This is a genomic window from Ruegeria sp. K11 (genome assembly GCF_056531905.1).
Map to the genome: position 1 here is coordinate 76119 of NZ_JBQFMP010000002.1, position 23936 is coordinate 100054.

At 60.0% G+C, this 23936-nt stretch carries 25 protein-coding genes; 9 read left to right on the plus strand and 16 right to left on the minus strand.

The genetic code is table 11. The features are described from left to right. Positions 1 to 15 precede the first annotated feature (15 nt). Positions 16 to 1287, plus strand: coding sequence for an NAD(P)/FAD-dependent oxidoreductase (locus ACR0K4_RS03135; RefSeq protein ID WP_480852779.1), 1272 nt, complete (start codon positions 16 to 18; stop codon positions 1285 to 1287). A 3-nt stretch (positions 1288 to 1290) separates the two neighbouring features. On the opposite strand, the gene ACR0K4_RS03140 is transcribed toward ACR0K4_RS03135, so the two are convergent. After that, the gene (locus tag ACR0K4_RS03140; RefSeq protein WP_480852780.1) at positions 1291 to 1992 is read right to left on the minus strand and encodes an SDR family oxidoreductase; all 702 of its coding nucleotides are present in this window, start codon (positions 1990 to 1992) and stop codon (positions 1291 to 1293) included. A gap of 104 nt (positions 1993 to 2096) precedes the next feature. On the opposite strand from ACR0K4_RS03140, the gene ACR0K4_RS03145 reads away from it, so the two are divergent. Continuing rightward, positions 2097 to 2948 carry a LysR substrate-binding domain-containing protein gene (locus ACR0K4_RS03145; RefSeq protein WP_480852781.1) on the plus strand — a complete coding sequence of 284 codons (852 nt, stop codon included), beginning with the start codon at positions 2097 to 2099 and terminating at the stop codon, positions 2946 to 2948. On the opposite strand, the gene ACR0K4_RS03150 is transcribed toward ACR0K4_RS03145, so the two are convergent. Then, a complete protein-coding gene (locus tag ACR0K4_RS03150; protein WP_480852782.1) occupies positions 2939 to 3841 on the minus strand; it encodes a LysR family transcriptional regulator in 903 nt (300 codons plus the stop codon). The genes ACR0K4_RS03145 and ACR0K4_RS03150 overlap by 10 nt on opposite strands. 76 nt (positions 3842 to 3917) lie before the next feature. Between ACR0K4_RS03150 and ACR0K4_RS03155 the strand changes: the two genes are divergently transcribed. The 5 genes from ACR0K4_RS03155 to ACR0K4_RS03175 all read left to right on the plus strand — a co-directional run bounded on the left by ACR0K4_RS03155 (position 3918) and on the right by ACR0K4_RS03175 (position 11095). After that, positions 3918 to 7130, plus strand: a complete 3213-nt coding sequence (locus tag ACR0K4_RS03155; protein ID WP_480852783.1) for a reductive dehalogenase — start codon at positions 3918 to 3920, stop codon at positions 7128 to 7130. A gap of 128 nt (positions 7131 to 7258) precedes the next feature. Next, positions 7259 to 8119 carry an FAD binding domain-containing protein gene (locus ACR0K4_RS03160; protein WP_480852784.1) on the plus strand — a complete coding sequence of 287 codons (861 nt, stop codon included), beginning with the start codon at positions 7259 to 7261 and terminating at the stop codon, positions 8117 to 8119. A gap of 3 nt (positions 8120 to 8122) precedes the next feature. Beyond that, positions 8123 to 8602 carry a (2Fe-2S)-binding protein gene (locus ACR0K4_RS03165; RefSeq protein ID WP_170408211.1) on the plus strand — a complete coding sequence of 160 codons (480 nt, stop codon included), beginning with the start codon at positions 8123 to 8125 and terminating at the stop codon, positions 8600 to 8602. Next, entirely contained in the window at positions 8602 to 10857 is a 2256-nt protein-coding gene (locus ACR0K4_RS03170; RefSeq protein WP_480852785.1) for a xanthine dehydrogenase family protein molybdopterin-binding subunit, read from the plus strand. The genes ACR0K4_RS03165 and ACR0K4_RS03170 overlap by 1 nt, the downstream gene beginning before the upstream one ends. After that, complete coding sequence (locus tag ACR0K4_RS03175) at positions 10850 to 11095, plus strand: MoaD/ThiS family protein (RefSeq protein WP_480521569.1); 246 nt, start codon at positions 10850 to 10852, stop codon at positions 11093 to 11095. Before ACR0K4_RS03170 ends, ACR0K4_RS03175 begins: the two co-directional genes overlap by 8 nt. Positions 11096 to 11102: 7 nt before the next feature. On the opposite strand, the gene ACR0K4_RS03180 is transcribed toward ACR0K4_RS03175, so the two are convergent. The 8 genes from ACR0K4_RS03180 to ACR0K4_RS03215 form a co-directional block, all read right to left on the minus strand. Further along, a complete protein-coding gene (locus tag ACR0K4_RS03180; RefSeq protein WP_480521567.1) occupies positions 11103 to 11543 on the minus strand; it encodes a hypothetical protein in 441 nt (146 codons plus the stop codon). A 164-nt stretch (positions 11544 to 11707) separates the two neighbouring features. Next, the gene (locus ACR0K4_RS03185) at positions 11708 to 12841 is read right to left on the minus strand and encodes an energy transducer TonB family protein (RefSeq protein WP_480852786.1); all 1134 of its coding nucleotides are present in this window, start codon (positions 12839 to 12841) and stop codon (positions 11708 to 11710) included. Then, positions 12838 to 13215, minus strand: coding sequence for an ExbD/TolR family protein (locus ACR0K4_RS03190; protein WP_480521563.1), 378 nt, complete (start codon positions 13213 to 13215; stop codon positions 12838 to 12840). The genes ACR0K4_RS03185 and ACR0K4_RS03190 overlap by 4 nt, the downstream gene beginning before the upstream one ends. 4 nt (positions 13216 to 13219) lie before the next feature. Beyond that, positions 13220 to 13546, minus strand: coding sequence for an ExbD/TolR family protein (locus ACR0K4_RS03195; RefSeq protein WP_480852787.1), 327 nt, complete (start codon positions 13544 to 13546; stop codon positions 13220 to 13222). Between the two features lie 31 nt (positions 13547 to 13577). After that, positions 13578 to 14240 carry a MotA/TolQ/ExbB proton channel family protein gene (locus ACR0K4_RS03200; RefSeq protein ID WP_480521560.1) on the minus strand — a complete coding sequence of 221 codons (663 nt, stop codon included), beginning with the start codon at positions 14238 to 14240 and terminating at the stop codon, positions 13578 to 13580. Continuing rightward, positions 14237 to 14665: a hypothetical protein gene (locus tag ACR0K4_RS03205; protein ID WP_480852788.1), complete on the minus strand. Its 429-nt coding sequence runs from the start codon at positions 14663 to 14665 to the stop codon at positions 14237 to 14239. Before ACR0K4_RS03205 ends, ACR0K4_RS03200 begins: the two co-directional genes overlap by 4 nt. Positions 14666 to 15057: 392 nt before the next feature. Next, positions 15058 to 16077 carry a carbon-nitrogen hydrolase family protein gene (locus ACR0K4_RS03210; protein ID WP_480852789.1) on the minus strand — a complete coding sequence of 340 codons (1020 nt, stop codon included), beginning with the start codon at positions 16075 to 16077 and terminating at the stop codon, positions 15058 to 15060. 135 nt (positions 16078 to 16212) lie between these two features. Then, complete coding sequence (locus ACR0K4_RS03215) at positions 16213 to 17232, minus strand: ribose-phosphate pyrophosphokinase (RefSeq protein ID WP_480852790.1); 1020 nt, start codon at positions 17230 to 17232, stop codon at positions 16213 to 16215. 108 nt (positions 17233 to 17340) lie between these two features. On the opposite strand from ACR0K4_RS03215, the gene ACR0K4_RS03220 reads away from it, so the two are divergent. Both ACR0K4_RS03220 and ACR0K4_RS03225 read left to right on the plus strand, forming a co-directional pair. Next, entirely contained in the window at positions 17341 to 17943 is a 603-nt protein-coding gene (locus ACR0K4_RS03220; RefSeq protein ID WP_480852791.1) for a DsbA family protein, read from the plus strand. A gap of 8 nt (positions 17944 to 17951) precedes the next feature. Further along, positions 17952 to 18767, plus strand: coding sequence for an alpha/beta fold hydrolase (locus ACR0K4_RS03225; RefSeq protein ID WP_480852792.1), 816 nt, complete (start codon positions 17952 to 17954; stop codon positions 18765 to 18767). A 55-nt stretch (positions 18768 to 18822) separates the two neighbouring features. On the opposite strand, the gene ACR0K4_RS03230 is transcribed toward ACR0K4_RS03225, so the two are convergent. From ACR0K4_RS03230 to ACR0K4_RS03255, 6 genes are all read right to left on the minus strand, one after another. Then, entirely contained in the window at positions 18823 to 19857 is a 1035-nt protein-coding gene (locus ACR0K4_RS03230) for a threonine aldolase family protein (protein WP_480852793.1), read from the minus strand. After that, positions 19857 to 20330 (minus strand): YcgN family cysteine cluster protein, encoded by a 474-nt coding sequence (locus tag ACR0K4_RS03235; RefSeq protein ID WP_480521547.1) that lies wholly within the window; start codon positions 20328 to 20330, stop codon positions 19857 to 19859. The genes ACR0K4_RS03230 and ACR0K4_RS03235 overlap by 1 nt, the downstream gene beginning before the upstream one ends. Next, positions 20327 to 21259, minus strand: coding sequence for a bifunctional riboflavin kinase/FAD synthetase (locus ACR0K4_RS03240; RefSeq protein ID WP_480853107.1), 933 nt, complete (start codon positions 21257 to 21259; stop codon positions 20327 to 20329). Before ACR0K4_RS03240 ends, ACR0K4_RS03235 begins: the two co-directional genes overlap by 4 nt. A gap of 57 nt (positions 21260 to 21316) precedes the next feature. After that, the gene (locus tag ACR0K4_RS03245; RefSeq protein ID WP_480521545.1) at positions 21317 to 21760 is read right to left on the minus strand and encodes a MaoC family dehydratase; all 444 of its coding nucleotides are present in this window, start codon (positions 21758 to 21760) and stop codon (positions 21317 to 21319) included. Between the two features lie 101 nt (positions 21761 to 21861). Continuing rightward, positions 21862 to 22737, minus strand: a complete 876-nt coding sequence (locus tag ACR0K4_RS03250) for a TIGR01459 family HAD-type hydrolase (RefSeq protein WP_480852794.1) — start codon at positions 22735 to 22737, stop codon at positions 21862 to 21864. Positions 22738 to 22964: 227 nt separating this feature from the next. Continuing rightward, entirely contained in the window at positions 22965 to 23885 is a 921-nt protein-coding gene (locus ACR0K4_RS03255; protein ID WP_480852795.1) for a manganese-dependent inorganic pyrophosphatase, read from the minus strand. Positions 23886 to 23936 lie beyond the last annotated feature (51 nt).

Here is a 23936-nt window from a genome sequence, read left to right on the forward strand (position 1 = left end):
CGTAGGGAGTCTGACGTGAGCGACCACAACAATTCCCTTTGGCTGAATACCTGCCGCGAGCAAGTGGACAGCCATGCTTTGACTCGCGACGTAACCGTCGATCTCGCGGTCATCGGCGGCGGCTATACCGGTTGTTCCGCCGCCTTGACAGCGGCGCAGGCAGGGGCCTCGGTCTGCCTGCTTGAGGCCAAGGAGATCGGGCACGGAGGGTCAGGCCGCAATGTGGGGCTGGCCAATGCCGGCCTTTGGTTGCCTCCTGCGGAGATACGGGCGCATCTGGGCGATGAGGTCGGAAACCGTCTGATCAAACTTTTGGCTGCTGCCCCGGGGGATGTGTTCGATCTGATCGACGCGCATGGGATCGCTTGCGAACCTGTCCGAAGCGGCACCCTGCATTGCGCGCATTCTGCCGCTGGACTGCGCGACCTGCAGGCCCGCCATACGCAACTCAGCGCCGCAGGCGCGCCTGTTGAATTGCTGTCGCCGGATCAGACCCGGACCCGCACGGGCAGTGCAGCGTTTCATGGGGCGTTGTTCGATCCGCGCGCTGGAACCATTCAGCCTTTGGCATATGTGAGTGGCCTTGCGCGGGCTGCGCAAGAGGCCGGGGCGAAGATCTGCACGCAAAGCCCGGTTCAGGCCATGCAGCGCGACGGTGAGGGCTGGGTTCTGGAAACACCACAGGGCACGGTGCGTGCCAGATCGGTCATCCAAGCCACCAACGCCTATCATCAGAGCCTATCCGAAACGGCCCCCGTTTACGTCCCGGTCTACTACTTCCAATACGCAACCGCGCCTCTGACCGACAACCTGCGGGCTAGCATACTGCCGGGCGGAGAGGGCTGCTGGGATACCGGCCTGATCATGACGTCGTTCCGTGTGGATCAGCAGGGTCGATTCATTTTGGGCGCGATGGGAGATTTGGGTCATGCGGGCAGCACAGCGCATACGGCGTGGATCAAACGCAAGCTGGCGGTGCTTTACCCGCAACTCGCCGATCAGCCCTTTGAGCAAGGCTGGCATGGGCGCATCGCTATGACCTCGGACCATATCCCCAAGATAACAAGGATCGGGCCGAACGCGCTGTCGGTCCACGGCTATTCCGGCCGTGGCATCGGACCGGGCACGGTGTTTGGCCGCCTATGCGCGCAGAGCCTGTTGCAGGACGACCCCGCGCTGTTGCCGGTTCCGGCGGTCGAGGGTTACAGCGAACGCTGGACCGGACTGCGCCGCGCCTATTTCGAGACCGGCGCGGCGCTGACGCATTTCGTCAAGGCGCGGTTCTGAACCTCAGACCGACCGGGTGATGCCACCATCAACCCGGATGTTCTGCCCGGTGATATACCCGCCGCCTTCCGAAGCCAGCATTGCCACGACCGAGGCAATCTCATCATAGCTGCGCCCGTAGCGCCCCATCGGGATGCGGGCGCGGAATTCCTCTTTCTCGGGCAGGCTATCGATGAAGCCGGGCAGGACGTTATTCATGCGGATGTTGTCAGTGGCGTATTTGTCCGAGAACAGCTTGGTGAACGCCGCCAGCCCCGCGCGGAACACGCCCGAGGTCGGAAACACCGGATCGGGCTCGAACGCGGCGAAGGTCGAGATATTGATGATCGACCCGCCGCCCTGCGCCTGCATGATCGGGGTGACCAGCCGTGTGGGGCGCACGGCGTTCATGAAATAGACATCCATGCCAGCGTGCCAGTCATCATCGGTCAACTCCAGCACCGGGGCGCGCGGCCCGTGGCCTGCCGAGTTCACCAAGACGTCGATCCGCCCCCAATGGGCCATCGCCGCATCGACCAGCTTTTGCAGGTCGTCCGTGGACTGGTTCGACCCGGTGATGCCCACGCCGCCCAGTTCGTGGGCAAGCGCCTCACCCTTGCCGGACGAGGACAGGATGCCGACCTTGAACCCATCCGCCGCCAACCTGCGCGCACTGTCCGCCCCCATGCCGCTGCCGCCTGCGGTGATCAAAGCTACTTTTCCCATCTCGGTGATCCTTTGTGTTGTCTGGCGGTAAGATGGGGTGGTGCGACCCGTTTGACCAATCAGTTCTGCTGCGCTAAAGATGTAGAAAATCTACTGTCTTTGTGATGCCCGCACTCCCGCCACTCAACGCGATACGCGCCTTTGAGGCCTCGGCCCGGCATCTGAATTTCCGCCTCGCCGCCGAGGAGCTGGGCGTTACTCAGGGCGCTGTTGCCCAACAGGTGCGCGGACTTGAGGCTCGACTGGGCACACCGTTGTTCGAACGTCTGCCGCGCGGTTTGCGCCTGACTGAGGCCGGGCGCAGGTTCCACGCGCCCCTGCGCCGGGCGTTCCGGCTGATTGAAGAGGCTGTTGATGATCTCTCGGGTCAGCGTCAGATCACCATCTCGGTCACGCCCAGTTTTGCATCAAAATGGCTGGTGCCGCGTTTGAATGATTTTGTAATGCTCTATCCCGATATCTCGGTGCAGATCGACGCGCGCGAGCGGTTGGCCGATTTCCGGTCGGACGGCGTTGATATCGCAGTGCGCCAAAGTCGGGCGCCTCTGTCGCAGGGGCTGACCTCTACCCCATTGTTTTCAAATGAGTTCGTTGTTGTGGGCAACCCGGGTCTGGCCGCGCAGGTATCCAAGCCAGGCGATTTGATGCAGCATGTACTGCTCAGCGACACACATGGGCTATGGCCGCTGTTTCTGGACCGTGCTGGCGTCGAGGGGCGGCCCCGAATGATGAGTTTCAGCCAGACCAGTCTTGCGATTGATGCCGCAATCGCCGGGCAGGGTTTTGCGCTGGCCCACGCGCCGCTGGTGTCGTCAGAACTGGCCTCGGGGCGGCTGGTGCAACCGCTGTCCGAAGTGCTGGTCGATGACCTGAGCTTTTTCATCGTCATGCCACAGAAGCCGCGGCAGCCGGACCTGGTGAACCAGATGCGCGACTGGTTGCTGTCTCAAGTCTGAAGCGCTGTGGTAATGACCTCGATCCGTTCCCGCAGCCAACGATGCGCCGGATCGTTGGCCGAGCGCTGATGCCAGACCATATAGATCGACACCGGCTCGCATCTGAACGGCAGGGGGGCGCAATCCAGCATGGCCAGCGGCCCGCGTTTCATCAGCGCGGTATCGGTCGAAATCAGAGTGCTGTCTTTCACAAAGGGCGGGATGGCGTTGAAATGCGGCAGGGTCACGACGGGCGGTCTGATCTGGCTTTGATCCACGCCACGCATCACGGCGCGGGCGTTGCGGCCATCGGCAAAACGCACCTCGACATGGTCGCTGTTGCAATAGGTTTGCCAATCCGGCGGCGGGTCGCGTCGGGCTGCGTCATAGAACACCATCAACGGGCTGGTGATCAGCCGTTTCTGAAAGATATCCGGCCCGTCCGGGGGCAGCGGCGTCACCATCAACTGACACCGATCGCTGCGCAACAGGTCCGGGTCGGGCACGCCCGAGGGGATGAACTCCAGCCGCAGGCGCACACCCTCGGCGCGGGTTGTGCGAAGCAGGTCGGGAAAGATCAACTCGCGCGGCATGTCGTTGGTGGCGATCTGAACGTCGATCTGCTCGGATAGCGGATCAAAGGGTCGCCCCTGCGTCAGTGCCCGCATCCCGTCCAATACCTGCTGCACCGGCTCTTTCAGTGACAGCGCGCGTTCGGTCGGGGTCAGGCCCTGACCGGATCGCACAAACAGCGGATCGCCCAGCACCTGCCGCAGTTTACCCAGCGTGTGGCTGATCGCCGATTGTGTCACGCCCAGCCGGTCGGCGGCTTTTGAAACCGAGCTTTCTTCGAGTATCGTCAGGAACACCCGCAGGACCTTGCCGTCAAGATCGGTGAAATCAGTTTTGCTCATGCCGTATATGACTATTCATGAATGGATTTGGTGACATTGCAGGTTTAGATGGTCGGTAGCAAGCAGGAGGCGCGCGATGGGGATCCGTTTTTTCTCGGACAAGAACCGGCCGGTTCATATGGGGTCTTACCCGTTGGAGCGGTTGGCCCGGCAGGACGGGATGCCTGATCTGACACGCGTTGCGTCGATGCCGCCGCTCAGCTTTCAGCGACCGGATCAACCCCAAAGCATTGTGAATGCGATGGGTGAGTTTCAGGCGATGATGGACGCCATCCGCGACGGGTTTGTGAACCCTGCGATGGCCGAGATTCCGGCAGACCCGCAGGAACGCGCGGATCACCTTAAGGCGTTTGGTTATTTCAACGATGCGTCGATGATGGGGTGTGGGCCTTTGCCAGCCGAGGCGATGCTGCCCGAGCCGCGCCGCAACCCCGATATCGACCGGTTGGCGCATGCCCTGAAGACACGTCAAACCAAGACGCTGGCCTCGGGTATCGACGTGATCATGGCGGACCTGAAGGAAAGCATGGAGGCCGCGCCGCGCCCGATGGATAGCCATCGCCATGCGATTGTCTTCCTCTATGAACACAATCGCGACCCTGATCCGGCGGAGCCCGGGGCCGAGTGGATCATGGATGCACAGGACCATCGCGCCTGTCTGCTGGCCACCGAGAACGCAGTGGTCATTGCCAACTATATCCGGCTGTTGGGCTTCGATGCGCGCGCCCATACGGCAATGTCGTCCGAGGTCGATCTGGGCAAGCTGGCCATTGCGGCGGGGCTGGCCTCGGTCGAGGATGGCGCGGTTGTGGTGCCCTGGTTGGGTCAGCGGTTCGGTCTGGCCGCTGTGACCACCGAGATGGAGATTGCGCATGATCGCCCCCTGTGCCCGATGGCCGACCAGCCGTGGTTCCGCACGCAAGGTCCGGCGTGGTGGCTGGGCGCGGGCTTTGCCAAGAACGCGCTGAACCGGGATGCCTATGCCAAGCGGCGATACGTGGACGGGGCGCATCCGTTTGAAAAACTGAAACGGGTCGAACAGCCGACCACCTATATCGACGAGGAAAACGTCGCCCGCGTGCCAAAACGTGCGGATATGTTCGCCCGTGCGCAGTTCGGCGATATGGGCAAGGCACTGCAGGACGGGGCCAAGGGCGGGCACTATGCCCGCAAGGCCGCGCCCAGCTTTGCGCAACGGCGTGCGTTGGGGGCGTTTGTGCTGCTGCAGGACGGCGACAGTGCCGAGGTTAAACGGCCCACCGATGCGCAGCGCAATGCCGCCAATATCAAGGCCGCGACCTATTTCCTTGGGGTGGATGCGGTGGGCCTCAGCCGGTGTCCCGAGTGGAGTTGGTATTCCCACGACGCCACCGGCGAAGAGATCATCCCGCCCCATGATCAGGCGATCAGCATGATCATCGATCAGGGCTATGAGACCATGGAGGGGGCCAGTGGAGATGACTGGATTAGCGTCGCTCAATCCATGCGTGCTTATCTGCGTTTTTCGCTGCTGGGGGGCGTGATCGCGCAGCAGATCCGCAACCTCGGCTACAAGGCCAAGGCGCATACGGTTATGGATGGCGAGGTGCTGCAGCCTCCGCTGTTATTGCTGTCCGGCTTGGGCGAAGTCAGCCGGATAGGAGAGGTGATCCTGAACCCCTATCTCGGCCCGCGTCTGAAATCGGGTGTGGTGACGACCGACATGCCGATGGCGCATGACAAGCCGATTGATTTCGGCCTGCAGACGTTTTGCGAAAGCTGTAACAAATGCGCCCGCGAGTGCCCCTCGGGGGCGATCACCGCCGGGCCGAAGCTGATGTTCAATGGCTATGAAATCTGGAAGTCCGACAGCCAGAAATGCGCTACTTACCGGATCACCACGCCGGGTGGGGCGATGTGCGGACGCTGTATGAAAACCTGCCCGTGGAATCTGGAGGGTATCTTTAAGGAACGTCCCTTCCGGTGGGCCGCGATGAATATCCCCTCAGCGGCCCCGGCATTGGCAAAGCTGGACGATGCGGTTGGCAATGGCGGGCTCAACGATGTCAAGAAATGGTGGTGGGATATCGAGTTGCGGGCGGACGGGGCTTATCGGCCCTCAGTCCATCCGCTGAACCGACGCGATCTGCAAACCGATCTGGACCTGAAATACGAAGATCAAACGCTGGCCGTCTATCCCGCGCCGCTTGCGCCGCACCCGTGGCCATACCCGTTCCACATGGACCGCGAGGCCGGGATCGCCGCTTATGAGGCGATGGTCACGGCGGATGACTACAAGGCGCGTAAGGACGCGGGGGATATGTCGGTCATTCACCGCTATCAGATCGCCGGTGACGCGCCGGTGATGCGGGTGGAACTGACCAAGGTCGACAAGATGACCTCGGATGTCACGAAATACGAGTTCTCGACACTGGACGGCGCGCCGCTGCCAGAATGGACGGCTGGCGCGCATCTGGACGTGCTGGTTGCGCCCGAGTTTCTGCGGCAATATTCGATGTCCGGTGATCCCTCGGATCGCGCGACCTATCAGATTGGCGTGCTGCGCGAAGATGAGGGGCGCGGTGGTTCGGCCCTGTTGCATCGGATCTTTGACGAAGGGCGCAAGGTTTTCATCTCGAAACCGATCAACCATTTCGAGCTGGATGAGACCGCCACCAAAACCTTTCTGATGGGCGGCGGCATCGGCATCACGCCGATGATCGCCTTTGCCCATCGATTGCACGCCTTGGGCAAACCGTTCGAGATGCATTACTCGGCCAGCACGCGTGCGGGTGCAGGATATCTGGGCGATCTTGCGGCGATGCCCTGGTCTGACCGCGTGCACTACCATTTTTCGGATGAAGGTACGCGCGCTGATCTGGACGCAATCCTGCAAGGGTATCAGCCCGGCTGGCATGTTTACACCTGCGGGCCGGACCGGTTCATGGACGGGGTCATGCAGGCGGCTGAGGCGCAGGGCTTTCCGGAAGGGGCCCGGCATCTGGAGTATTTTTCGGTTCCTGAACAGCCGGACTATGAAAATCATCCGTTTACCCTGCGCCTCGCCCGTTCGGGGCGCGAGTTGCACGTTCCGGCGGACAAAGACGCCGCTCAGGTGCTGAATGAAGCCGGTATTCATGTGGACGTGAAATGCGCTGATGGCATTTGCGGGGTCTGCAAATGTGGCGTGGTATCAGGCGAAATAGAGCATCGGGATTTTGTGCTGTCCAACAAGCAACGCGAAGGCGCGATCATTCTGTGTCAAAGCCGGGCGGCGGAATCGGATGGCATGATCGAGATTGACCTCTGATTGATATCTGGAAACGATAACGCTGATCACAAAAATTGGTCGTTCCACCCATGGACGCGGTAGGGTTGCTGCACTAACGTCCACTGCGATCCCTAATGAATCCTGATCGACAGGTGCGAGGTATTTTCATGGATTATCACAGCCCCGCCAGCTTTGCCGAAGCCTCGGCGCTGGCCGCAAACGCAACGGGTATCACGCGGTTTCTGGCTGGTGGAACCGATGTTCTGGTGCAACTGCGCTCGGAACTGGTGACGCCAGATACGCTGATCGACATCAAGAAGATCGACGGCGTCAGCGACATCGCCCGGAATGCTGATGGCAGTTGGACGCTGGGCGTCGCCGTGACCGGCGCCGAGATGAGTGAACATGCTGATCTGAGCCGCGACTGGCCCGGATTGGTCGAGGCGATGGACCTGATTGGCTCGACCCAGATACAGGGTCGGGCGACCCTGACCGGTAACCTGTGCAATGGCTCTCCGGCGGCGGACTCGGTTCCAGCGATGGTGGCCGCTGGTGTGACTTTGACGGTCACGGGTCCCGATGGCGCGCGTTCGGTCGCGGTTGAGGATATCCCGACCGGCCCCGGCAAAACATCGTTGGCCAAGGGCGAGTTGATCTCGGCTGTGAATGTTCCGGCGCGCGGTGACAATGCGGGCGATGCGTACCTGCGTTTCATTCCGCGCACTGAGATGGATATCGCCGTAGTCGGCGTTGGCGTTAGCCTGCGTCTGGACGGCGACACGGTGAGCGAAGCCCGCGTCTCGTTGGGGGCCGTCGCGCCAACCGTCTTGCTGGTTGAGGACTGTGCCAAGGCGATCATCGGCAGCACGCTGGATGATGCCGCGCTGGATGCGCTGGCCGCCGCGGCCTCGGCCGCCTGCAACCCGATCGACGACAAACGCGGCACCATCGCCTTCCGCACCGAAGTGGCCGGGGTGCTGGCCAAACGCGCCGCAAAAATCGCCTATGCCCGCGCGAAGGGAGAGTAAGCCATGAGCAAGTTCCACGTATCCACCACCGTCAACGGCGACGCGGTCGAATACCTCTGTGATCCGCGCGAAACCCTGCTGGATTGTCTGCGCGACAAGCTGAACCTGACCGGCGCGAAAGAGGGCTGCGGCACCGGCGATTGCGGAGCCTGTTCCGTCAGCGTCGATGGCCGTCTGGTCTGTTCCTGCCTGATGCTGGGGGTCGAGGCCGAGGGTAAGCAGATCGAAACCGTCGAAGGGATTGCCGACGGCGACGTTCTGCATCCGTTGCAAAAGAAGATGATCGAATATGCAGCCCTGCAATGCGGCATCTGCACCCCGGGTATTCTGGTGGCGGCCAAATCGCTGCTTGAGAAAAACCCCAACCCGACCGAAGAGGAAACCCGGTATTGGCTGGCAGGTAACCTGTGCCGCTGCACCGGATACGACAAGATCATTCGCGCCGTGATGGATACGGCGGCTGAAATGCGGGAGGCGTCATAATGGCTCTGGACGATCGCAAATCCGAATTCACCTTTGTCGGCACACGGCCCGACCGCCCCGATGGTTTGGACAAGGTCACAGGCCGCGCCAAATTCGGGGCCGATGCCTATGCGCCCGGTATGTTGCACGGTGCCATCCTGCGCTCACCCCATGCTCATGCGCGGATCGTGAAGATCGACACCTCGAAGGCCGAAGCCCACAAGGACGTCAAAGCCGTCGTCACCCGTGCCGATTTTGCCGATGTGCCGTTCTTTCCCGGTCTGGATGGCGAATTCTGGAGCGTTCTGGAAAACGTCATGGCGGGCGAAAAGGCGCTTTATGACGGTCACGCGATTGCCGCCGTGGCTGCGACTTCGGCGCTGGCTGCCCGCGACGCGCTGAAACTGATCGAGGTCGAATACGAAGCCCTGCCCCATGTCACAGATGTGGACAAGGCGATGGCCCCGGATGCGCCGGTGATCCGCGAAGGCGCGGCAGACTATTCGGTGCCCGAAGGGATGCATCCCAACGTCGTGCGCTATCACGAAAGCGGACACGGCGATGTCGAGGCCGGGTTCGCCGAGGCCGATCTGGTCATCGAAGACAGCTTTACGACCGAGGCCACCCATCAGGGTTACATCGAACCCCACGCCTGCCTGGGATCACTGGGCGCTGATGGCAAGGGTGAGCTGTGGTGCTGCACTCAAGGGCACTGGATCGTGCAGAAGACCTGCGCGGCACTTCTGGGGATCGAAACCTCGCAACTGCGCGTCACCGCCTCCGAGATCGGCGGCGGGTTCGGCGGCAAGACCACTGTGTTCATCGAGCCGGTGTCTCTGGCGCTGAGCCGCAAGGCCAACCGTCCGGTCAAGATCGTGATGTCCCGCTCCGAGGTGTTCCGGGCGACCGGCCCGACCTCGTCGGCGTCGATGGATATCAAGATCGGTATGAAGAAAGACGGCACGATCACGGCAGCCGAGGGCACATTTCGCCTTCAAGGCGGCGCTTTCCCCGGTGCCCCCGGTGATTTAACCGCAATGTGTGCCTTCGCGCCCTACAACCTGACCAATGTGCGGCAGGTGGGATATGATGTGCTGGCCAACCGTCCGAAACAGGCGGCGTATCGCGCGCCCGGCGCGCCGATGGGGGCCTTTGCGGTCGAATCCGTTCTGGATGAGCTGTGCAACAAGCTGGGTCTCGACCCGGTGGATGTGCGCTTGAAGAACGCCGCGCATGAGGGCACCAAGGCCAGCTATGGCCCAACCTACGAACGCATCGGTCTGGTCGAAACACTGGAAGCGGCCAAAGCGCATCCGCATTATTCTGCTCCGTTGAAACCGGGGCAGGGGCGCGGCATTTCCTGCGGTTTCTGGTTCAACCATGGCGGCGAGACATCCGTGTCGTTGGCCCTGTCTCAGGACGGCTCGGCGCAGGTCATGGTCGGTACGCCTGATATTGGCGGCTCGCGCGCATCAATGGCGCTGATGGCGGCTGAGGTGCTGGGTATTCCCTACGAGAACATCCGCGTCACCGTCGCGGATACGGCGACTCTGGGCTATAACGATGTCAGCCACGGCAGCCGTGTGACTTATGCCTCGGGTCTGGCCACCATCAAGGCGGCCAAACATGCGGTGGAACGTCTGTGTGAACGCGCGGCGACCAAATGGGGTATTCCTGTGGATGCGGTGAAATGGGAAAACGGCTGCGCGGTGCCTTCGGGCCCCAATGCAGGTGATTTTGATCCGCTGCCATTGGCCGATATCACGGCGAATATGGGCGCGACCGGAGGGCCCATCTCGGGTCATTTCGAAGCTACGCCTGAAGGCGCGGGCGTGTCCTTCGGCACCCATATCGTCGATGCCGAAGTCGATCCGGAAACGGGCAAGACCAGCATCACCCGTTACACGGTCATTCAGGACGCTGGCAAAGCAATCCACCCGACCTATGTCGAGGGTCAGTTTCAGGGCGGTGCCGCGCAAGGCATCGGCTGGGCGCTGAACGAAGAATACATCTATGGCGAGGATGGTCGGTTGCAGAATTCGATTTTCCTCGACTATCGCGTTCCCGTTGCCAGCGACCTGCCGATGATCGACACGGTGATTGTCGAGGTTCCGAACCCAGGCCATCCATTCGGTGTGCGCGGCGTGGGCGAGACGGGCATTGTGCCTCCATTGGCCGCCATTGCCAACGCGGTGTCCAATGCTGCAGGTGTGCGAATGAAGCAATTGCCGATGTCCCCGCCGCGCATTCTGGCGGCGCTCAAGGACAATGGTTGAGGTTCACCTATGGTCTGGCCTCCGGTCTCTGACCGGGGGCCAGCAGGTGGTGGCGGTCGAGGCCCGGACCACGGGCGAGATGTTGCAGGAGCTGGTTCGTGCGCATCCGCAACTTCAGGCCCCGATAGATGCAGGCGTGTCCATCGCCATCAATGGTCGTGTCATCGCCACTGGACTAACCGAACCGATCCCGGAGGGCAGCGAGGTCTATCTGATGCAACGCCTGCGGGGCGGTTAGCCGGTTTTCAGTACCGGTGGTAGCGATTGGATTTATAGCGGTAATGATGTCCGCGATATGATTTGCCTTTGTATTTGGAGCGGCCAAACTTGGAGTATGGGGTGTAGTATCCCTTCTGTTTCTTCACAGGTTTGACTTTGTGCTTCTTCGATTTGTGCTTTTTGAATGAGCCGTATTTGAACTTGTAGCTGAATTTGCTTTTGATGCTGCTCGCCTTGACGACGGGCACCTTAGCGACCGCCGTGGTGGGTAGGTCTTGCGGTACAATGCCAAAGTGGCGGTGAATCTGTGGCGTTCCACTCGCATCCTGCACTGCAACGGCAGGAACTGATTTAAAGCCTGTGTCATGAATGATGGGCTGATCGTCGTGCTGTGTCGCATGTCCTGCGACACCGCTGGCAAGCAAAATTGCGGTGGCCAGCAGATGAGCTGTTTTGATCCGTTTCATCATGCCTCCTTAATCTGACCCGTTTGGGGCCTGAAACCAAGGTGGGGATTATGGCGCAAATTCCCCAATAAACCCTGATAACAGGTCAGCTATGTCGCGAGAGGGGTGCCCGTTGTCTGTCGATCCAAAAGCGCAGTATTCACAAAACGATTCTTCCGTGGCCGTTAACTGTTTTGGTAAAAGAACGACAGTTTTCGGCTGACTCCACCGGGCGGGGGCGGGAAGGGGGCGGCTGCCCGGACCTGATCTTTGGCGGCGCGGTCGATCTCGCGCGAGCCTGAACTGTCGATGATATCGACCCATGCCAGCGACCCGTCCGGGCTGATCTCAAAAAACACGCGGGCAAAGCCGCGCGATGACACAAAAATGGTAGGCGCCCGGTTCAAGTGAACCAGAACACGCCCCGCGTAATTGGTCCGGTCCGAATTTCCGGTGCTCCGTCCGCCCGAACTGTTGCCGGTATTGCCACCAATAAAGGTATCGACACCCTCGCGCCGATAGGTGGTCAGTGGCGATTCAATCACCTGACTGGGAAAGCGCAGGCTGGCAAATTCATCGGACCCGTTGGGTGCGCCCGCCCGTTCCGTCGAAGGAGGACGCTCGGGCAGACGAGGGCGCAGTGAGGCCGTCACAGCCTGTTCCGTCGCTTCGGCGTCTTCCTGGGGCTCCACGATCTCGGGCTCGACCTGTGTCTGCTCAAGCGGCACTACGGGGATGGTCGCTTCGGGTGTCGGTGTCACGACCGGAGCAGGCAAGGCCGCGATCTGTTGCGCAGGCTCGGCAACCGGGTTGTCCTGCGCCGTGTCGATGGGTTCGGTGGTCTCGACGCTCGTTCCCTGCGGAACTTCAGTGACAGTGTCGGGCTCAACTGGGGGTGTTTCCGACACATCGTCGCTTGCAGCGCCGTCCCCGTCCGTCGGATCCACCGCTTGCGTTTCTTCAGCCTCGGAAGTGACCGGTTGCACCACATCGCTTTCCCCGAAATCCGGCGAGGGAACATTTTGCGGGTTTTCGGCGGCGACCAGCGCCTCGCTGACGGGGATTTCCGCCGGTTCGGGTTCCGGCTGCGGCGCCTCTTCCACCGGCGGCTCGGGGGCTTCGGCTGTTTCAGGCTCGACCGGCTCGGGGGCGGTATCTGCCAGATCTTCAAACGCGCTGCCGAGCTCAACAGCGTCGGAATTGCCGGTGTTCGACGCCTCTTCGGATCGGGGCGTCGCGGTCATTGTCAGGCCGTAAACATGTGCCACGACCGATAGCAATACGGCCAGCATGGCAACAAAGACCGACCCGCGTATCATTGCAGCGCCTTTTCGGTCACCAGAAACACCGACGCTGCCCCATTGCGGCGAAGCTCGCTGGTCACCTCGATCAGGCGCGGACCCGGAACATCCCGGTCGGGAACAATGCGGACGGGCCCGGTTTCATGATCCGCCATATAGGCCAGCGGGTCCGTCTGTACCCCGCGAAAGCTCAGCGTGCCGTCTTTGTGCAGGACCAGTGCGTCCGGCGGCTCTCGGCCGTCCAGATCATCTGTGCTGACAAGCTCCAGTTCGGGATCCAAAGGCACAGCGACGGTTCCGGCAATCAGAAAGAAAACGAGCATCAGAAACACGACGTTGATCAATGCAATCGTCGAATCGCGTTTGCGCCGTTTTTGCGTCTGACGGATCATCGGCTCATTCCAACACCAGTACGCTCAGACCCTCGCGCCCGCGCAACCTGACCAGCAGGTCAACAACCCGTTGGGCGGATGTGTCAGGGTCTAGACTGACCAGAACCTGTCCTTGCGTGAGCTCATCCGCCAGCGCGTCAAGCTCCAACGGAGCGCCGTTCAGCGTCAGGCGCTCGGCCCCAAGCTGTACGAACACACGCTCGGCGGGTTCGTCCGAGGTTGCGGTTCCGGCGGTCGCGTTGCTCAGCTCGATTTCGGCAAATCTTGAGAATGTCGATGTCAGCATGAAGAACAGCAACAACAGGAAAATGACATCGATGAGAGGGGTCATCGACAGGGGCCGTCGAACAAACGGGGCCCTGTTACGCATGGCTCGGCGTGGCTGTGGCGGGCTGCATCTCGGCCGCAGTTATGGTCTGGCCCGGCACCAGAATGGTGCGCAACGCCTTGTCGGCGAACACCCGTTCACGTGCGGTTCGGCTTTCAAACCATGACAATACCATAGAAGTCGGCATGGCCACCGCAAGCCCCACTGCCGTCGTTACCAGTGCCACCCAGATGCCGCCCGCCAACAGCGACGGATCAACCGATGATCCGGCGGATTGCAGGCTTTGGAAGGCTTCGATCATGCCCAGAACTGTCCCGAACAACCCCAGCAGCGGGGCCAGCTGCGCGACGGTGTCCAGCAGGCGAAAGCCGCGTTCAAGGCCCGCAAGCGCAAGCCCGGCCTCGGCATCCAGCCGGTCATTCAGGCCCGGTGTCTGCGGCGCGTCCATCGCGGCTGCCACCAGCGGCGCAAGATAGCTGTGGCTATCCGACAGGCGCGCGCGGGCGGTCTGGCGATCGCCTGCGTCCCACGCGTCCAGCGCCTGGGACAGAACACGGTGCCGCCCGACCCCCGAGGCCGCAAATTGCCAGAGTTTGTAAAGCGTGACCGCCAGCGTCAGAACTGACATCACGATGAGGATAGCAACAACCGGCCCGCCCAGGGCCAGAATTTCGCGCAGGGCGTCCAAAAAGCTCATCCGATCAGCTCCACTTTGACCCGGCTGCGCAGGGTAAGCGCTTCGCGGCAGACCGAGCTGTCGGCCCCGCCGACGATGCAGGTGCTGGCCCCGTTGATCAGGGTCTGCCCGACGGCGTCGCAGGACATGCCCGCAAGATCAAACTGCCGAACGCGAGGCCGGTCCGCTGGCAAATCGCGAAAGTCGAACAGCGACAGGCTGACCACACTGCCGGCGGCGTCGAATATCACGGTTTCGAACACGGCCTTGTCGATGGATGTGCCCGTGTCGTTTCGGGCCAGAAAGGTCAGGCGGCAGGCCCCGTTGACATCCTGCACAGTGTTCAGCTCAAGATTGAGACCCGGTGGCGACGCCTCCTGCGCGTGAAGGATTGCGGGGAACGCACCTGCAAGGAGGGCGAAAAGAGCGAGGCGGCGAAACAACATACGAAAGGCTCCGGTTGGCTCTGCGCTAGATGTGGATGGTTGCCGGGCTTGGCAACCTCTGTAACCGACATATCCCAGTCCCTGTGACGGTGAAAGGGTCACAGACGGCAATGTGAAGGCTGCGTGCGCAGGCACTTGCCGATAAACCTAGCGTTTTTCTGATAGCTGAATAGGGACGTGGGCACAGCCGTCGCTTTCCCGCGCCTAAAATCTCACGCAGAGTAACGTCGCGATCACCCCGTCAAATGGGCCGATCATTCGCCATTTTTCCGATGCCAGCCGTAGGCGGGTGCAACCCGTTTGATCTGGCCGGTCTATTGTATCGGCGGGCGGCATGTACGCGCGCGACCGTTAAAGCCGCGCGCCCTGTCCCTCAATATGCCGCTGGAAAATCAGCTGGATGGTGCTTGAGTCTCAGATGTTCCCGCAGGTTCCGACATTTGGGTCTCGCGCGCGTATTCATTGTCAAATGCCATGACGGGTGGGCTTGGCTTGTTGTTGAACATCAATCGGAACACATCCGGGCGCGAATAGTGGCCACAGGGGTCTGCGGCGGCTTTGCCAATGGCGATCATGTTCAGATCGATATCTGCGATGACCAGCCCTTCCTGGTCCGGAGCAAGGTCTTCGCCCAGCGGGGACCCATCCGGCCCGAAGATGCGGGCATAACCCCCGCCGGGCTTCAGCAATTGCTGCTTGACCGGAGTGTCACACAGAAATTCGATCATTTTATCCGACACGGTGGCGCAGGCTGCCAGCACGAAACATTGACCCTCCACGGCGTACATCCGGCTGGCGGCCGTGTTCACCTCGGGTCCCAACGCGTAAGCACCGCCTTCGTAGACCGAGAAACTGGGCCAGGCAGCAACGTGGATCTGTTCGTTCTGGGCATACATCGCGTATTTGTTCAACGGTTGGATATGTTCCCAGCAGCACAGCGCACCGACCCGGCCAAGCTCTGTGTCATACACGACCATGTCGCTGCCATCACCCTCACCATAAACGGTGCGTTCCACATGAGTGGGTTTCAGCTTGCGACGGCGCGAGATAACCTCGCCATCCGAGCCATAGTGCCACTGCCCCATGTAAAGCGTGCCGCCCACATTCCACGACAGGCCCATGACGACATGAATGCTGTTGTCTTTTGCAGCTTTGGCCAGCCGCTTGTCCTGTTCGCTGCCCGCAACCATCGAGTTGGCCACATATTGCGGAACAAGCGGCATATACATCGCGGTGGCGTCCAGCCAGATGTACCACGGGTAGCCCGGCAACCAAGTTTCAGGAAACGCGATAATTTTCGCGCCTTGGGCAGCGGCGTCTTCGATCAGTTTGATCGCCTTGTCGACACCCGCGTCCAAATCCAGAAACTCGGGCGCTGCCTGAACCGCGGCGGCCTTGAACGGTGCAATCATCTTGATGTCCTCCCACCTTCAATCTGTCAGGTGGGAGTTTGCCATATCACGGATTTGCCCGGGTTTCAGTTCGGGCGGAAAAAGCACTCAGATTGAGCGGTGGAGCGGTCGGTTCTGCCGTTCACAAGGCCTGACCTAGTCCCTTTGATACATCGATTCATAGATCGGTGTCAGCGTTTTGTCCTCGAACAGAGACGAGACACTGGTGCCGTTCCAGATATTCAGGATTGCCTGCGTGAAGATCGGCGCAGTCGGCACGATACGGATGTTCTTGGCTTGCGCGACTTCTTTGGTGGGCAAAATCGTGTCGGACAGGACCAGCGATTTCATCACCGAACTGGTGACACGTTCGACTGCGGGTCCGCTCATGACGCCATGGGTGATATAGGAATGAACTTCCTTCGCTCCGTTATCCATCAGCACCTGTGCCGCTTTGCACAGGGTTCCGGCAGTGTCGCAGATGTCGTCGATGATCAGGCAGATCTTGTCCTTCACGTCGCCGATTACCGTCATCTCGGCCACTTCGCCCGCTTTCTCGCGACGTTTGTCCACGATTGACAAGGGTGCGTTGATCCGCTTCGCCAATTCGCGTGCGCGGGCGACACCGCCTACATCCGGTGAGACCACCATAATCTCGTCCATTTGGCCCTTGAACTGGTTTTTCACGTCCAGCGCAAAGATCGGCGAGGCATAAAGATTGTCGACCGGCATATCGAAAAAGCCCTGAATCTGGGCCGCGTGCAGATCCATGGTCAGGATACGCTCGATCCCGGCTCCGGTCAGCATGTTGGCAACCAGTTTGGCACTGATCGGCGTGCGCGCTTTGGTGCGCCGATCCTGACGGGCATAACCGAAATACGGGATCACGGCAGTGATGCGCTGGGCCGACGATCTGCGCAACGCGTCGGCGATGATCAGAAGTTCCATCAGGTTGTCATTGGCCGGGTTCGAGGTCGGCTGGACGATGAACATATCCTCGCCGCGCACATTCTCGAAAACCTCGACGAAAATCTCGCCGTCATTGAACCGTTCAACCCGTGCATCGACCAATCCCTGATCGACGCCACGATACAGGCTCATACGGCGGGCAATGGTTTCGGCAAGCGGAAGATTGGCGTTCCCAGCGATAAGCTTGGGTTCGTTGAGTGTCGGCATCGGCTGATATCCCCGGGCAGCAAAGGCTAATGTGACAGATTCGTGATGTTGACACCGCTTAGCATGGCCTTACCGTCCCGCAAAGATAACGAAGCGGAGAAAGTGAAGATGGCCCATATCGACTATTATTTTGCGACAATCTCGCCATATACCTACCTTGCGGGAACCCGGCTTGAGGAGGTCGCGGCCAAACACGGTGCCACGATCACCTACAAACCGCTGGATATCATGGGATTGTTCGCACGCACCGGCGGCACCGCGCCGAAGGACCGGCATGTGTCGCGGGTCGAGTACCGGGCGCAGGAATTGCAGCGTCAGGCAAAGAACCTGGGGATGGAATTCAACATTCAACCGGCGCATTGGCCCACCAATATGGCCCCATCTTCCTATGCCGTGATCGCGGCGGCCAGGGACGGGTCGGGCGATGTGGGTGAGCTTGTGCATTCCCTGCTGCGCGCCTGCTGGGCCGAAGAAAAAGACATCGCTGAGGATACCGTGATCCGGGATTGTCTCAGCCAGGCCGGCTTTGATCCAAACCTTGCTGATAGTGGTTTGCTGGAGGGCGCGGAAACCTATGCCGCCAATCTGGAAGAGGCCGTGGATCGCGGCGCTTTTGGTGCGCCGTTCTATATCACCGAGGACGGTCAGCGTTTTTGGGGGCAGGACAAGCTGCAGGATCTGGATCGTCATCTGACCGAAACTAAGGCCTGACGATCTGTATGGACGTCCCTGACGCACCGTTCGTCAGAACATTGGGACAGGGCGGGCGCACGGCGCTTGCCCTGCATTGCACATTGGCGCATTCCGGCGCCTGGGTCGGTCTGGCCACCGCGATGCGGGATCAGGTCACACTCATCGCGCCGGATATGCCGTCTCATGGGCGAAGCCGGGATTGGGACGGGCAGGGCGACGTTTTAGACCTCATTACCGCTCAATTCGCTGCGCATCTGAATGAACCCATGGATGTTATCGGGCATTCATTCGGCGCGGTGGTGGCCCTTTCGCTTGCGATTAGGCACCCTGACCTGATCCGCACCCTGACCCTGATCGAGCCGGTCTTTTTCGCAATCGCCGCCGCCGACGCGCCAGAGCTTATGGCGCAACATGATGCCGATGCCCGGCCTTATATTGAGGCGTTGGAGAGGGCAGATATGACACTTGCCGCCAGACTGTTCAACCGAATGTGGAGCGCAGGCGACAGCCCGCGCTGGTCCGGTCTGTCCGACAGAACCCGCGCCGCGATGTCGCGAGGCATGGCCATCGTGCCAGCGGTCGATAAAGTTTTGTTCAAGGATCACAAAGGTATGCTCAACCCCGGGGTTTTTGATCGCATAACCATGCCGGTCCTGATTCTGCACGGCAGCCTGACGCACCCGGACATCCCCGCAATCTGTCAGGGTCTTGGCCGCCGTCTACTCAAAGCGCACGTGGCAACCATTGCCGGCGCGGGACATATGCTGCCGATTTCGCACCCGGTGCTTGCGGCAGAAAAGATCCGGAATGTCTGGGCCACCCGCCCCCCTTCTTCTGTTTAAAAATACCTCGGGGGAGACGCGGCTTGCCGCGGCGGGGGCAGAGCCCCCATACCGCTCACAACAAAGCTATAAAGCGGTCGATTTCGTCTGTCGCAAGCGACCAGTCACAGACCATTCGACAGGTCAGCAATTCATCCTCATCCGCACCTTCCAATGACCCGCCCCACAGATGATAGGCCACGCCAGCATCATGCAGCACCTTGTGCTGGCGGCGCGGCAGGTCAGCAAATACGATGTTGGCCTGCGGCTCATGTGCGAATTTTGCCCCGGCCGCGCGCAGACCCTCAACAAGTCTTGCACAATTGGCATTGGCTTTGCGCGCGGATCTCAGCCACAGATCATCGCGCAGATAAGCAGCCATCTGCGCCGACAGATACCGGTGTTTTGAAAACAGATGCGCCGCCCGCTTGCGCCGCAACTCAAACTCCCAGGCCTTGCTTTGATCGAAGAACACAACGGCCTCGACCCCCATCAACCCATTCTTGGTGCCGCCGAAACTCACCGCATCGACGCCTGCTTTCCATGTCATCTCCGCCGCCGAGCAATTCAGCGTCACCAGAGCGTTTGCAAATCGCGCACCGTCCAGATGCACCGGCAGGCCATAGTCCTTGGCGACGCCACAGACGGCTTGTAACTCGGACAGGGAATAGACCGATCCGCGTTCGGTCACTTGTGTAATCGATACCGGGCCACGCTGAGGTCCATGCACACCGCGGGTTTCTTCCGCCAATATGCAACCGCGCAAGGCGTCCGGGTCCATCTTGTCTCTGCCCGGAACCAACGTAAGCTTGGCGCCGCTGTAAAACTCAGGCGCGTTACACTCATCTTCATGAATATGGGATACCGGCGAACAGAATACAGTCTCCCACGGCTGAGCCAGCGTCGCCAAAACCAGTGAGTTGGCTGCTGTTCCCGTCGCCACCAGATATACAGCGGCGTCCGGTGCCTCGAATATCGTCCGAATGCGCTCCCGCACCTCATCCATCAGCGTGTCGGCACCGTAAGCCATCTGATAGCCCGAGTTGGCCTCGGTCAGTGCGGCCAGCACTTCGGGATGAACAGGCCCGGAATTGTCAGAGGCAAAGTGCATCAGAACGGCTCCTCAATGATATAGTCTTCCCATTCTTCCATGGGAGTTTCGAACTCGGACACCGTGCGTCCCTGAACCGAGACCCCGGCGGCGTGCACACTGTCCGGCGTACCAGATATCAACGGATGCCAGTCGTAAAGCGGTTTCCCCTCCCACAGCAACCGATAGGCGCAGGTTTGGGGCAACCAATAGGCGTGGTTGTCGATGTTATCGGGCTTCATCACGATGCATTCCGGCACGAACTGGTGACGGATGTCGTATTGGGTGCAGCGACAGGACTCGTCATCCAGCAAACGGCAGGCCACACAGGTCAGTGCAACCTCACCCGAGTCCTCGTCTTCCAGTTTGTTAAGGCAGCATTTTCCGCAGCCGTCGCACAGCGCTTCCCATTCCTGCTGGTTCATCTTTCGCAGGGGTTTGCGTTCCCAGAAGCGAGGGCTCAGACCGGTGCGGTCGATCGGGTCACGTGTCATGACGCGGCCAGTATCGCGCGCGCCTTGACACAGTCGGCATCCATTTGCGCGACCAGCCCGCCCAGCCCGTCAAAGGTCTGTTCCGGGCGCAGGTATTCGACCAGACCAACCGAAAGTGTCGCGCCATAAAGATCGCCAGAGAAATCGAAAAGGAACGTCTCGATATTGGGCACTTCACCCTGAAACATCGGTCGGGTTCCGATCGACGCCGCCCCTTGGTAGCTGCCCTGATGGGGCCCATCCAATACATCGACCAGAACGGCATAGACGCCATATTTGGGCGGATGCAGCCCTTCGATGGACATGTTCGCAGTGGGATAGCCCAGTTCACGTCCCATCTGCTCGCCACCAATCACTTTGCCTTCGATCCGGTGCCAATGCCCCAGCATCGACGCCGCATCGCGCGGGCGGCCTTCGGAAAGTGCGGTGCGGATTGCGGTGGAAGACACAACATTCAAGGACCGCTCCATCAAGGGCGCAATTGTCACCCCAAACCCCATGTCCTGTCCAAACCGGGCCATATCCTGCGCAGTTCCGCTGCGGCCTTTGCCAAAGCAGAAGTCTGAACCGACCACAACATGCGACAACCCCAACCCGCTACAAATCACGTTTCGGGCAAATTCCTGCGGCGTGAGCCCCGCCAGAGCAGCGTTGAACGGTAATTCATAAAGCTTCTGAACGCCCAGCTTCTCAAGTCGGTGCGCCCGTGCATTGCCCCGCATCAACCGGAAGGGCGGGGTCTCGGGGGCAAAAAACTCGCGCGGATGCGGTTCAAATGTCATCACTCCCAAAGGCGCATCAGGGGCTGCGATGCGGGCCAGATCGATGACGGATTGGTGCCCGATGTGAACGCCATCGAAATTCCCGATCGCGACGCTTGCGCCACGGTCTTCAGGGTCGACAAACTGAAAATCCCGGATGATTTGCATAAGCCTGTGGGTAGCCGGGCTATGCAACGAGTTCAAGGCCTTCTCAGGCCATCGGACTTAGTCGAACTTGCGGGATGGGGCCAATACCATAGCTTCGCCCACCAGCACTTTTTTACCTCCGACGGCACAATGGCAATCCAGCTTCACGCGCCGCTTGGAAAAGTCGATGTCGATCACCTTGACTTCGGCATAAACCATGTCCCCGGGACGTACGGGCGCCAGGAATTTCAACGACTGGCCCATGTAAACCGTTCCATGTCCCGGCAGTTGTTCACCGATGACGGCCGAGATCAGCCCCGCGGTCAGCATCCCATGCGCGATGCGGCCTTCAAAGATCGTGTCGCGGGCGTAATCATCATCCAGATGCACTGGGTTCCGGTCGGTCGAAACCTGCGCGAACATCTCTATATCTTCGTCCGTCACCACTTTGCGCAAGTGGCGGGTCATGCCCATTTCGATGTCTTCGATGCAGATCGTGCCGCGCGGAAGATTGTCCAACATGTCACCCTCACTCAGATTGCAATGAGCAACAAAAAGTCATTAGTTGCCCATATTGGGTAACTTTATTACTTTGCAACTGCAGAAAATCAAGAGTTTTCTGACTACCGCAAGCGACCAATCGTGTAGGTCGGATTGATATTCTCTCTTTCGATATAGGAGGTTAAGGAGTCGTGGTGCGGGTGGTGCGACGTTTTGGTCTCGGCGGCGGCCAGCCCGCCAGAGATGAAAAGAGAATCAATCCCTTCGCCCATACCCCCCAGAATGTCCGTGTGTGGCCCGTCGCCGATCACCAGAATATCGTCATCAGAGATATCATGGCCCAATTCCTGCAACCTGCGCCGCGCCAGATCGTAGATCGGTGGATGTGGCTTGCCGAAATACAGGCTCTCGCCACCCATCTCGGTGTAAAGCCGCGCCAGAGCCCCGGCGCACCATTCCCGTACCTCGCCGCGATCAACGACAATATCGGGGTTGGCACAAAGCAGCTTCATGCCTTTTTGCTTTGCGTACAGGAAATCAGCACGATTGATTTCTGGGTCAGCCATGGGATCAAAGGGGCCGCAACAGACGATCCCTTCGGCCTGGTCCAGCGGGACACGCTCAATCCGGATCGGATGATGTAGCAGCTTCAGGGGTTCAAAAAAACCGGCGTCCCGAGTCCATTCTCCCATGAAATAGACCTTTTCGCCCACCGCACCCCGAAACATGGCGGACCTTGCAGAATCCCCGCTGGTGGCAATGGTGTCATAGGCATCCACCGGTACGCCGAACTGCTGCAATTGCTCGCTCACACCAGCTCTCGGTTTCGGAGAATTGGTAACCAGAACCACGATTCCACCTGCGCGGCGATAGTCTTGCAAGGCCGCCACAGCCTCGGGATAGGCTGTGATGCCGTTGTGAACACAACCCCAAAGATCAACAAAAAGCGCTTTGTAGCGGTTGGAAATTTCGGACAGCGCGTGAATGATCTGAGTCATGTTTGGCCTCTGTTGACGCGGAAGCAATATCCCATCAGCCTATGACAGAGGACGTCCGGTTTGGCCAGTAGGGGGCTTTGCCCCCCGCCGCCCTGCGGGCGACTCCCCCAGGATATTTTGGGCCAGATGAAGCAGGGAATCCTTCATTCATCTGGCTTCAAATATCCCGGAGCGCGAGGCAGAGCCTCGCAAAAAGTTGCGCCCGAACCGGGCACTGTTGATCGGGATCAGACCTTAAGGTTGGGGATGATCTGTTTTTTCCGGCTCATGATACCCGGCAGAACCACGGCGTCACCTTCGACTGATGCGCCAAAGCTTTTCTCGGCGACGGATTTTACCAGATCATTGGGCACCAGCAGTGTCGCCTCTTCGTTCAGGATGTCGACAACGAACAGAAGAACCTGATCCACGCCATCTTCTTTGGCAACATCCACCATCGATTCTGCCAGGCTGTCTTTGCGGTCCAGCACAACGCCCGGGGCAGTGGTTTCCAGAACTGAGACGCGGAACTTGGTGCCGTCGACTTCGTATTCTTTGCTGTCCATGCGGATCAGTTCCGCGTCCGAGAATGTCGAGACGTCGGACTTGGCCGCAAACATCTCAGCGGCATAAGTTGGAATATCGAGCTCAAGCTCAGCGGCCAGTTTCTCGGCAACAGTGCGGTCGTGGGCAGTTGTGGTCGGAGACCGGAATTCCAGCGTATCGGACAGGATGCATGTCAGGGCCGCGCCTTTGATGGCGTCGGGCATTTTCGCGACATCAGCGCCGATCATGTCGATCATGATGGTTGCGGTGCAGGCCAGCGGGCGCACGGTGATATCGATCGGTCCTTTGGTTTCCAGCCCACCGACCAGTTTGTGGTGGTCGATGATGGCGCGGATGTCGGCATTGTTGATGTTGTCGGGCAGTTCGGCGGGGTTGTTGGTGTCAACGATAACAACAGCCGTATCTTCGGCCAGGTCCGAGATGATGCGGGGCTTTGGCAGGTCCCATTCCTGCAGCATAAAAGCGGCTTCTGTGTTGGGCTCGCCCAGCAATACAGGCTCGGTCGTCTGACCTTTGATTTCATTCAGATACCAGGACCACAGGATCGGGGACCCAGTGGAATCGGTGTCGGGGGATTTGTGGCCAAATACGAGAGTTGTCATGTCAGCGTCCTGAGGAAGGTAGATTTGCGCGCCTTATAGGGACGTCTGGCA

What these genes read in the sequence shown, in the direction of transcription:
- ACR0K4_RS03185 (WP_480852786.1), bottom strand. Translation starts at nt 12,841, where the DNA reads ATGATACGCGGGTCGGTCTTTGTTGCCATGCTGGCCGTATTGCTATCG.
- ACR0K4_RS03170 (WP_480852785.1), top strand. Translation starts at nt 8,602, where the DNA reads ATGGCTCTGGACGATCGCAAATCCGAATTCACCTTTGTCGGCACACGG.
- ACR0K4_RS03225 (WP_480852792.1), top strand. Translation starts at nt 17,952, where the DNA reads ATGGACGTCCCTGACGCACCGTTCGTCAGAACATTGGGACAGGGCGGG.
- ACR0K4_RS03215 (WP_480852790.1), bottom strand. Translation starts at nt 17,232, where the DNA reads ATGCCGACACTCAACGAACCCAAGCTTATCGCTGGGAACGCCAATCTT.
- ACR0K4_RS03150 (WP_480852782.1), bottom strand. Translation starts at nt 3,841, where the DNA reads ATGAGCAAAACTGATTTCACCGATCTTGACGGCAAGGTCCTGCGGGTG.
- ACR0K4_RS03205 (WP_480852788.1), bottom strand. Translation starts at nt 14,665, where the DNA reads ATGTTGTTTCGCCGCCTCGCTCTTTTCGCCCTCCTTGCAGGTGCGTTC.
- ACR0K4_RS03240 (WP_480853107.1), bottom strand. Translation starts at nt 21,259, where the DNA reads ATGCAAATCATCCGGGATTTTCAGTTTGTCGACCCTGAAGACCGTGGC.
- ACR0K4_RS03245 (WP_480521545.1), bottom strand. Translation starts at nt 21,760, where the DNA reads ATGTTGGACAATCTTCCGCGCGGCACGATCTGCATCGAAGACATCGAA.
- ACR0K4_RS03250 (WP_480852794.1), bottom strand. Translation starts at nt 22,737, where the DNA reads ATGACTCAGATCATTCACGCGCTGTCCGAAATTTCCAACCGCTACAAA.
- ACR0K4_RS03210 (WP_480852789.1), bottom strand. Translation starts at nt 16,077, where the DNA reads ATGATTGCACCGTTCAAGGCCGCCGCGGTTCAGGCAGCGCCCGAGTTT.
- ACR0K4_RS03175 (WP_480521569.1), top strand. Translation starts at nt 10,850, where the DNA reads ATGGTTGAGGTTCACCTATGGTCTGGCCTCCGGTCTCTGACCGGGGGC.
- ACR0K4_RS03200 (WP_480521560.1), bottom strand. Translation starts at nt 14,240, where the DNA reads ATGAGCTTTTTGGACGCCCTGCGCGAAATTCTGGCCCTGGGCGGGCCG.
- ACR0K4_RS03255 (WP_480852795.1), bottom strand. Translation starts at nt 23,885, where the DNA reads ATGACAACTCTCGTATTTGGCCACAAATCCCCCGACACCGATTCCACT.
- ACR0K4_RS03140 (WP_480852780.1), bottom strand. Translation starts at nt 1,992, where the DNA reads ATGGGAAAAGTAGCTTTGATCACCGCAGGCGGCAGCGGCATGGGGGCG.
- ACR0K4_RS03235 (WP_480521547.1), bottom strand. Translation starts at nt 20,330, where the DNA reads ATGACACGTGACCCGATCGACCGCACCGGTCTGAGCCCTCGCTTCTGG.
- ACR0K4_RS03220 (WP_480852791.1), top strand. Translation starts at nt 17,341, where the DNA reads ATGGCCCATATCGACTATTATTTTGCGACAATCTCGCCATATACCTAC.
- ACR0K4_RS03165 (WP_170408211.1), top strand. Translation starts at nt 8,123, where the DNA reads ATGAGCAAGTTCCACGTATCCACCACCGTCAACGGCGACGCGGTCGAA.
- ACR0K4_RS03155 (WP_480852783.1), top strand. Translation starts at nt 3,918, where the DNA reads ATGGGGATCCGTTTTTTCTCGGACAAGAACCGGCCGGTTCATATGGGG.
- ACR0K4_RS03230 (WP_480852793.1), bottom strand. Translation starts at nt 19,857, where the DNA reads ATGCACTTTGCCTCTGACAATTCCGGGCCTGTTCATCCCGAAGTGCTG.
- ACR0K4_RS03180 (WP_480521567.1), bottom strand. Translation starts at nt 11,543, where the DNA reads ATGAAACGGATCAAAACAGCTCATCTGCTGGCCACCGCAATTTTGCTT.
- ACR0K4_RS03195 (WP_480852787.1), bottom strand. Translation starts at nt 13,546, where the DNA reads ATGACCCCTCTCATCGATGTCATTTTCCTGTTGTTGCTGTTCTTCATG.
- ACR0K4_RS03145 (WP_480852781.1), top strand. Translation starts at nt 2,097, where the DNA reads ATGCCCGCACTCCCGCCACTCAACGCGATACGCGCCTTTGAGGCCTCG.
- ACR0K4_RS03160 (WP_480852784.1), top strand. Translation starts at nt 7,259, where the DNA reads ATGGATTATCACAGCCCCGCCAGCTTTGCCGAAGCCTCGGCGCTGGCC.
- ACR0K4_RS03190 (WP_480521563.1), bottom strand. Translation starts at nt 13,215, where the DNA reads ATGATCCGTCAGACGCAAAAACGGCGCAAACGCGATTCGACGATTGCA.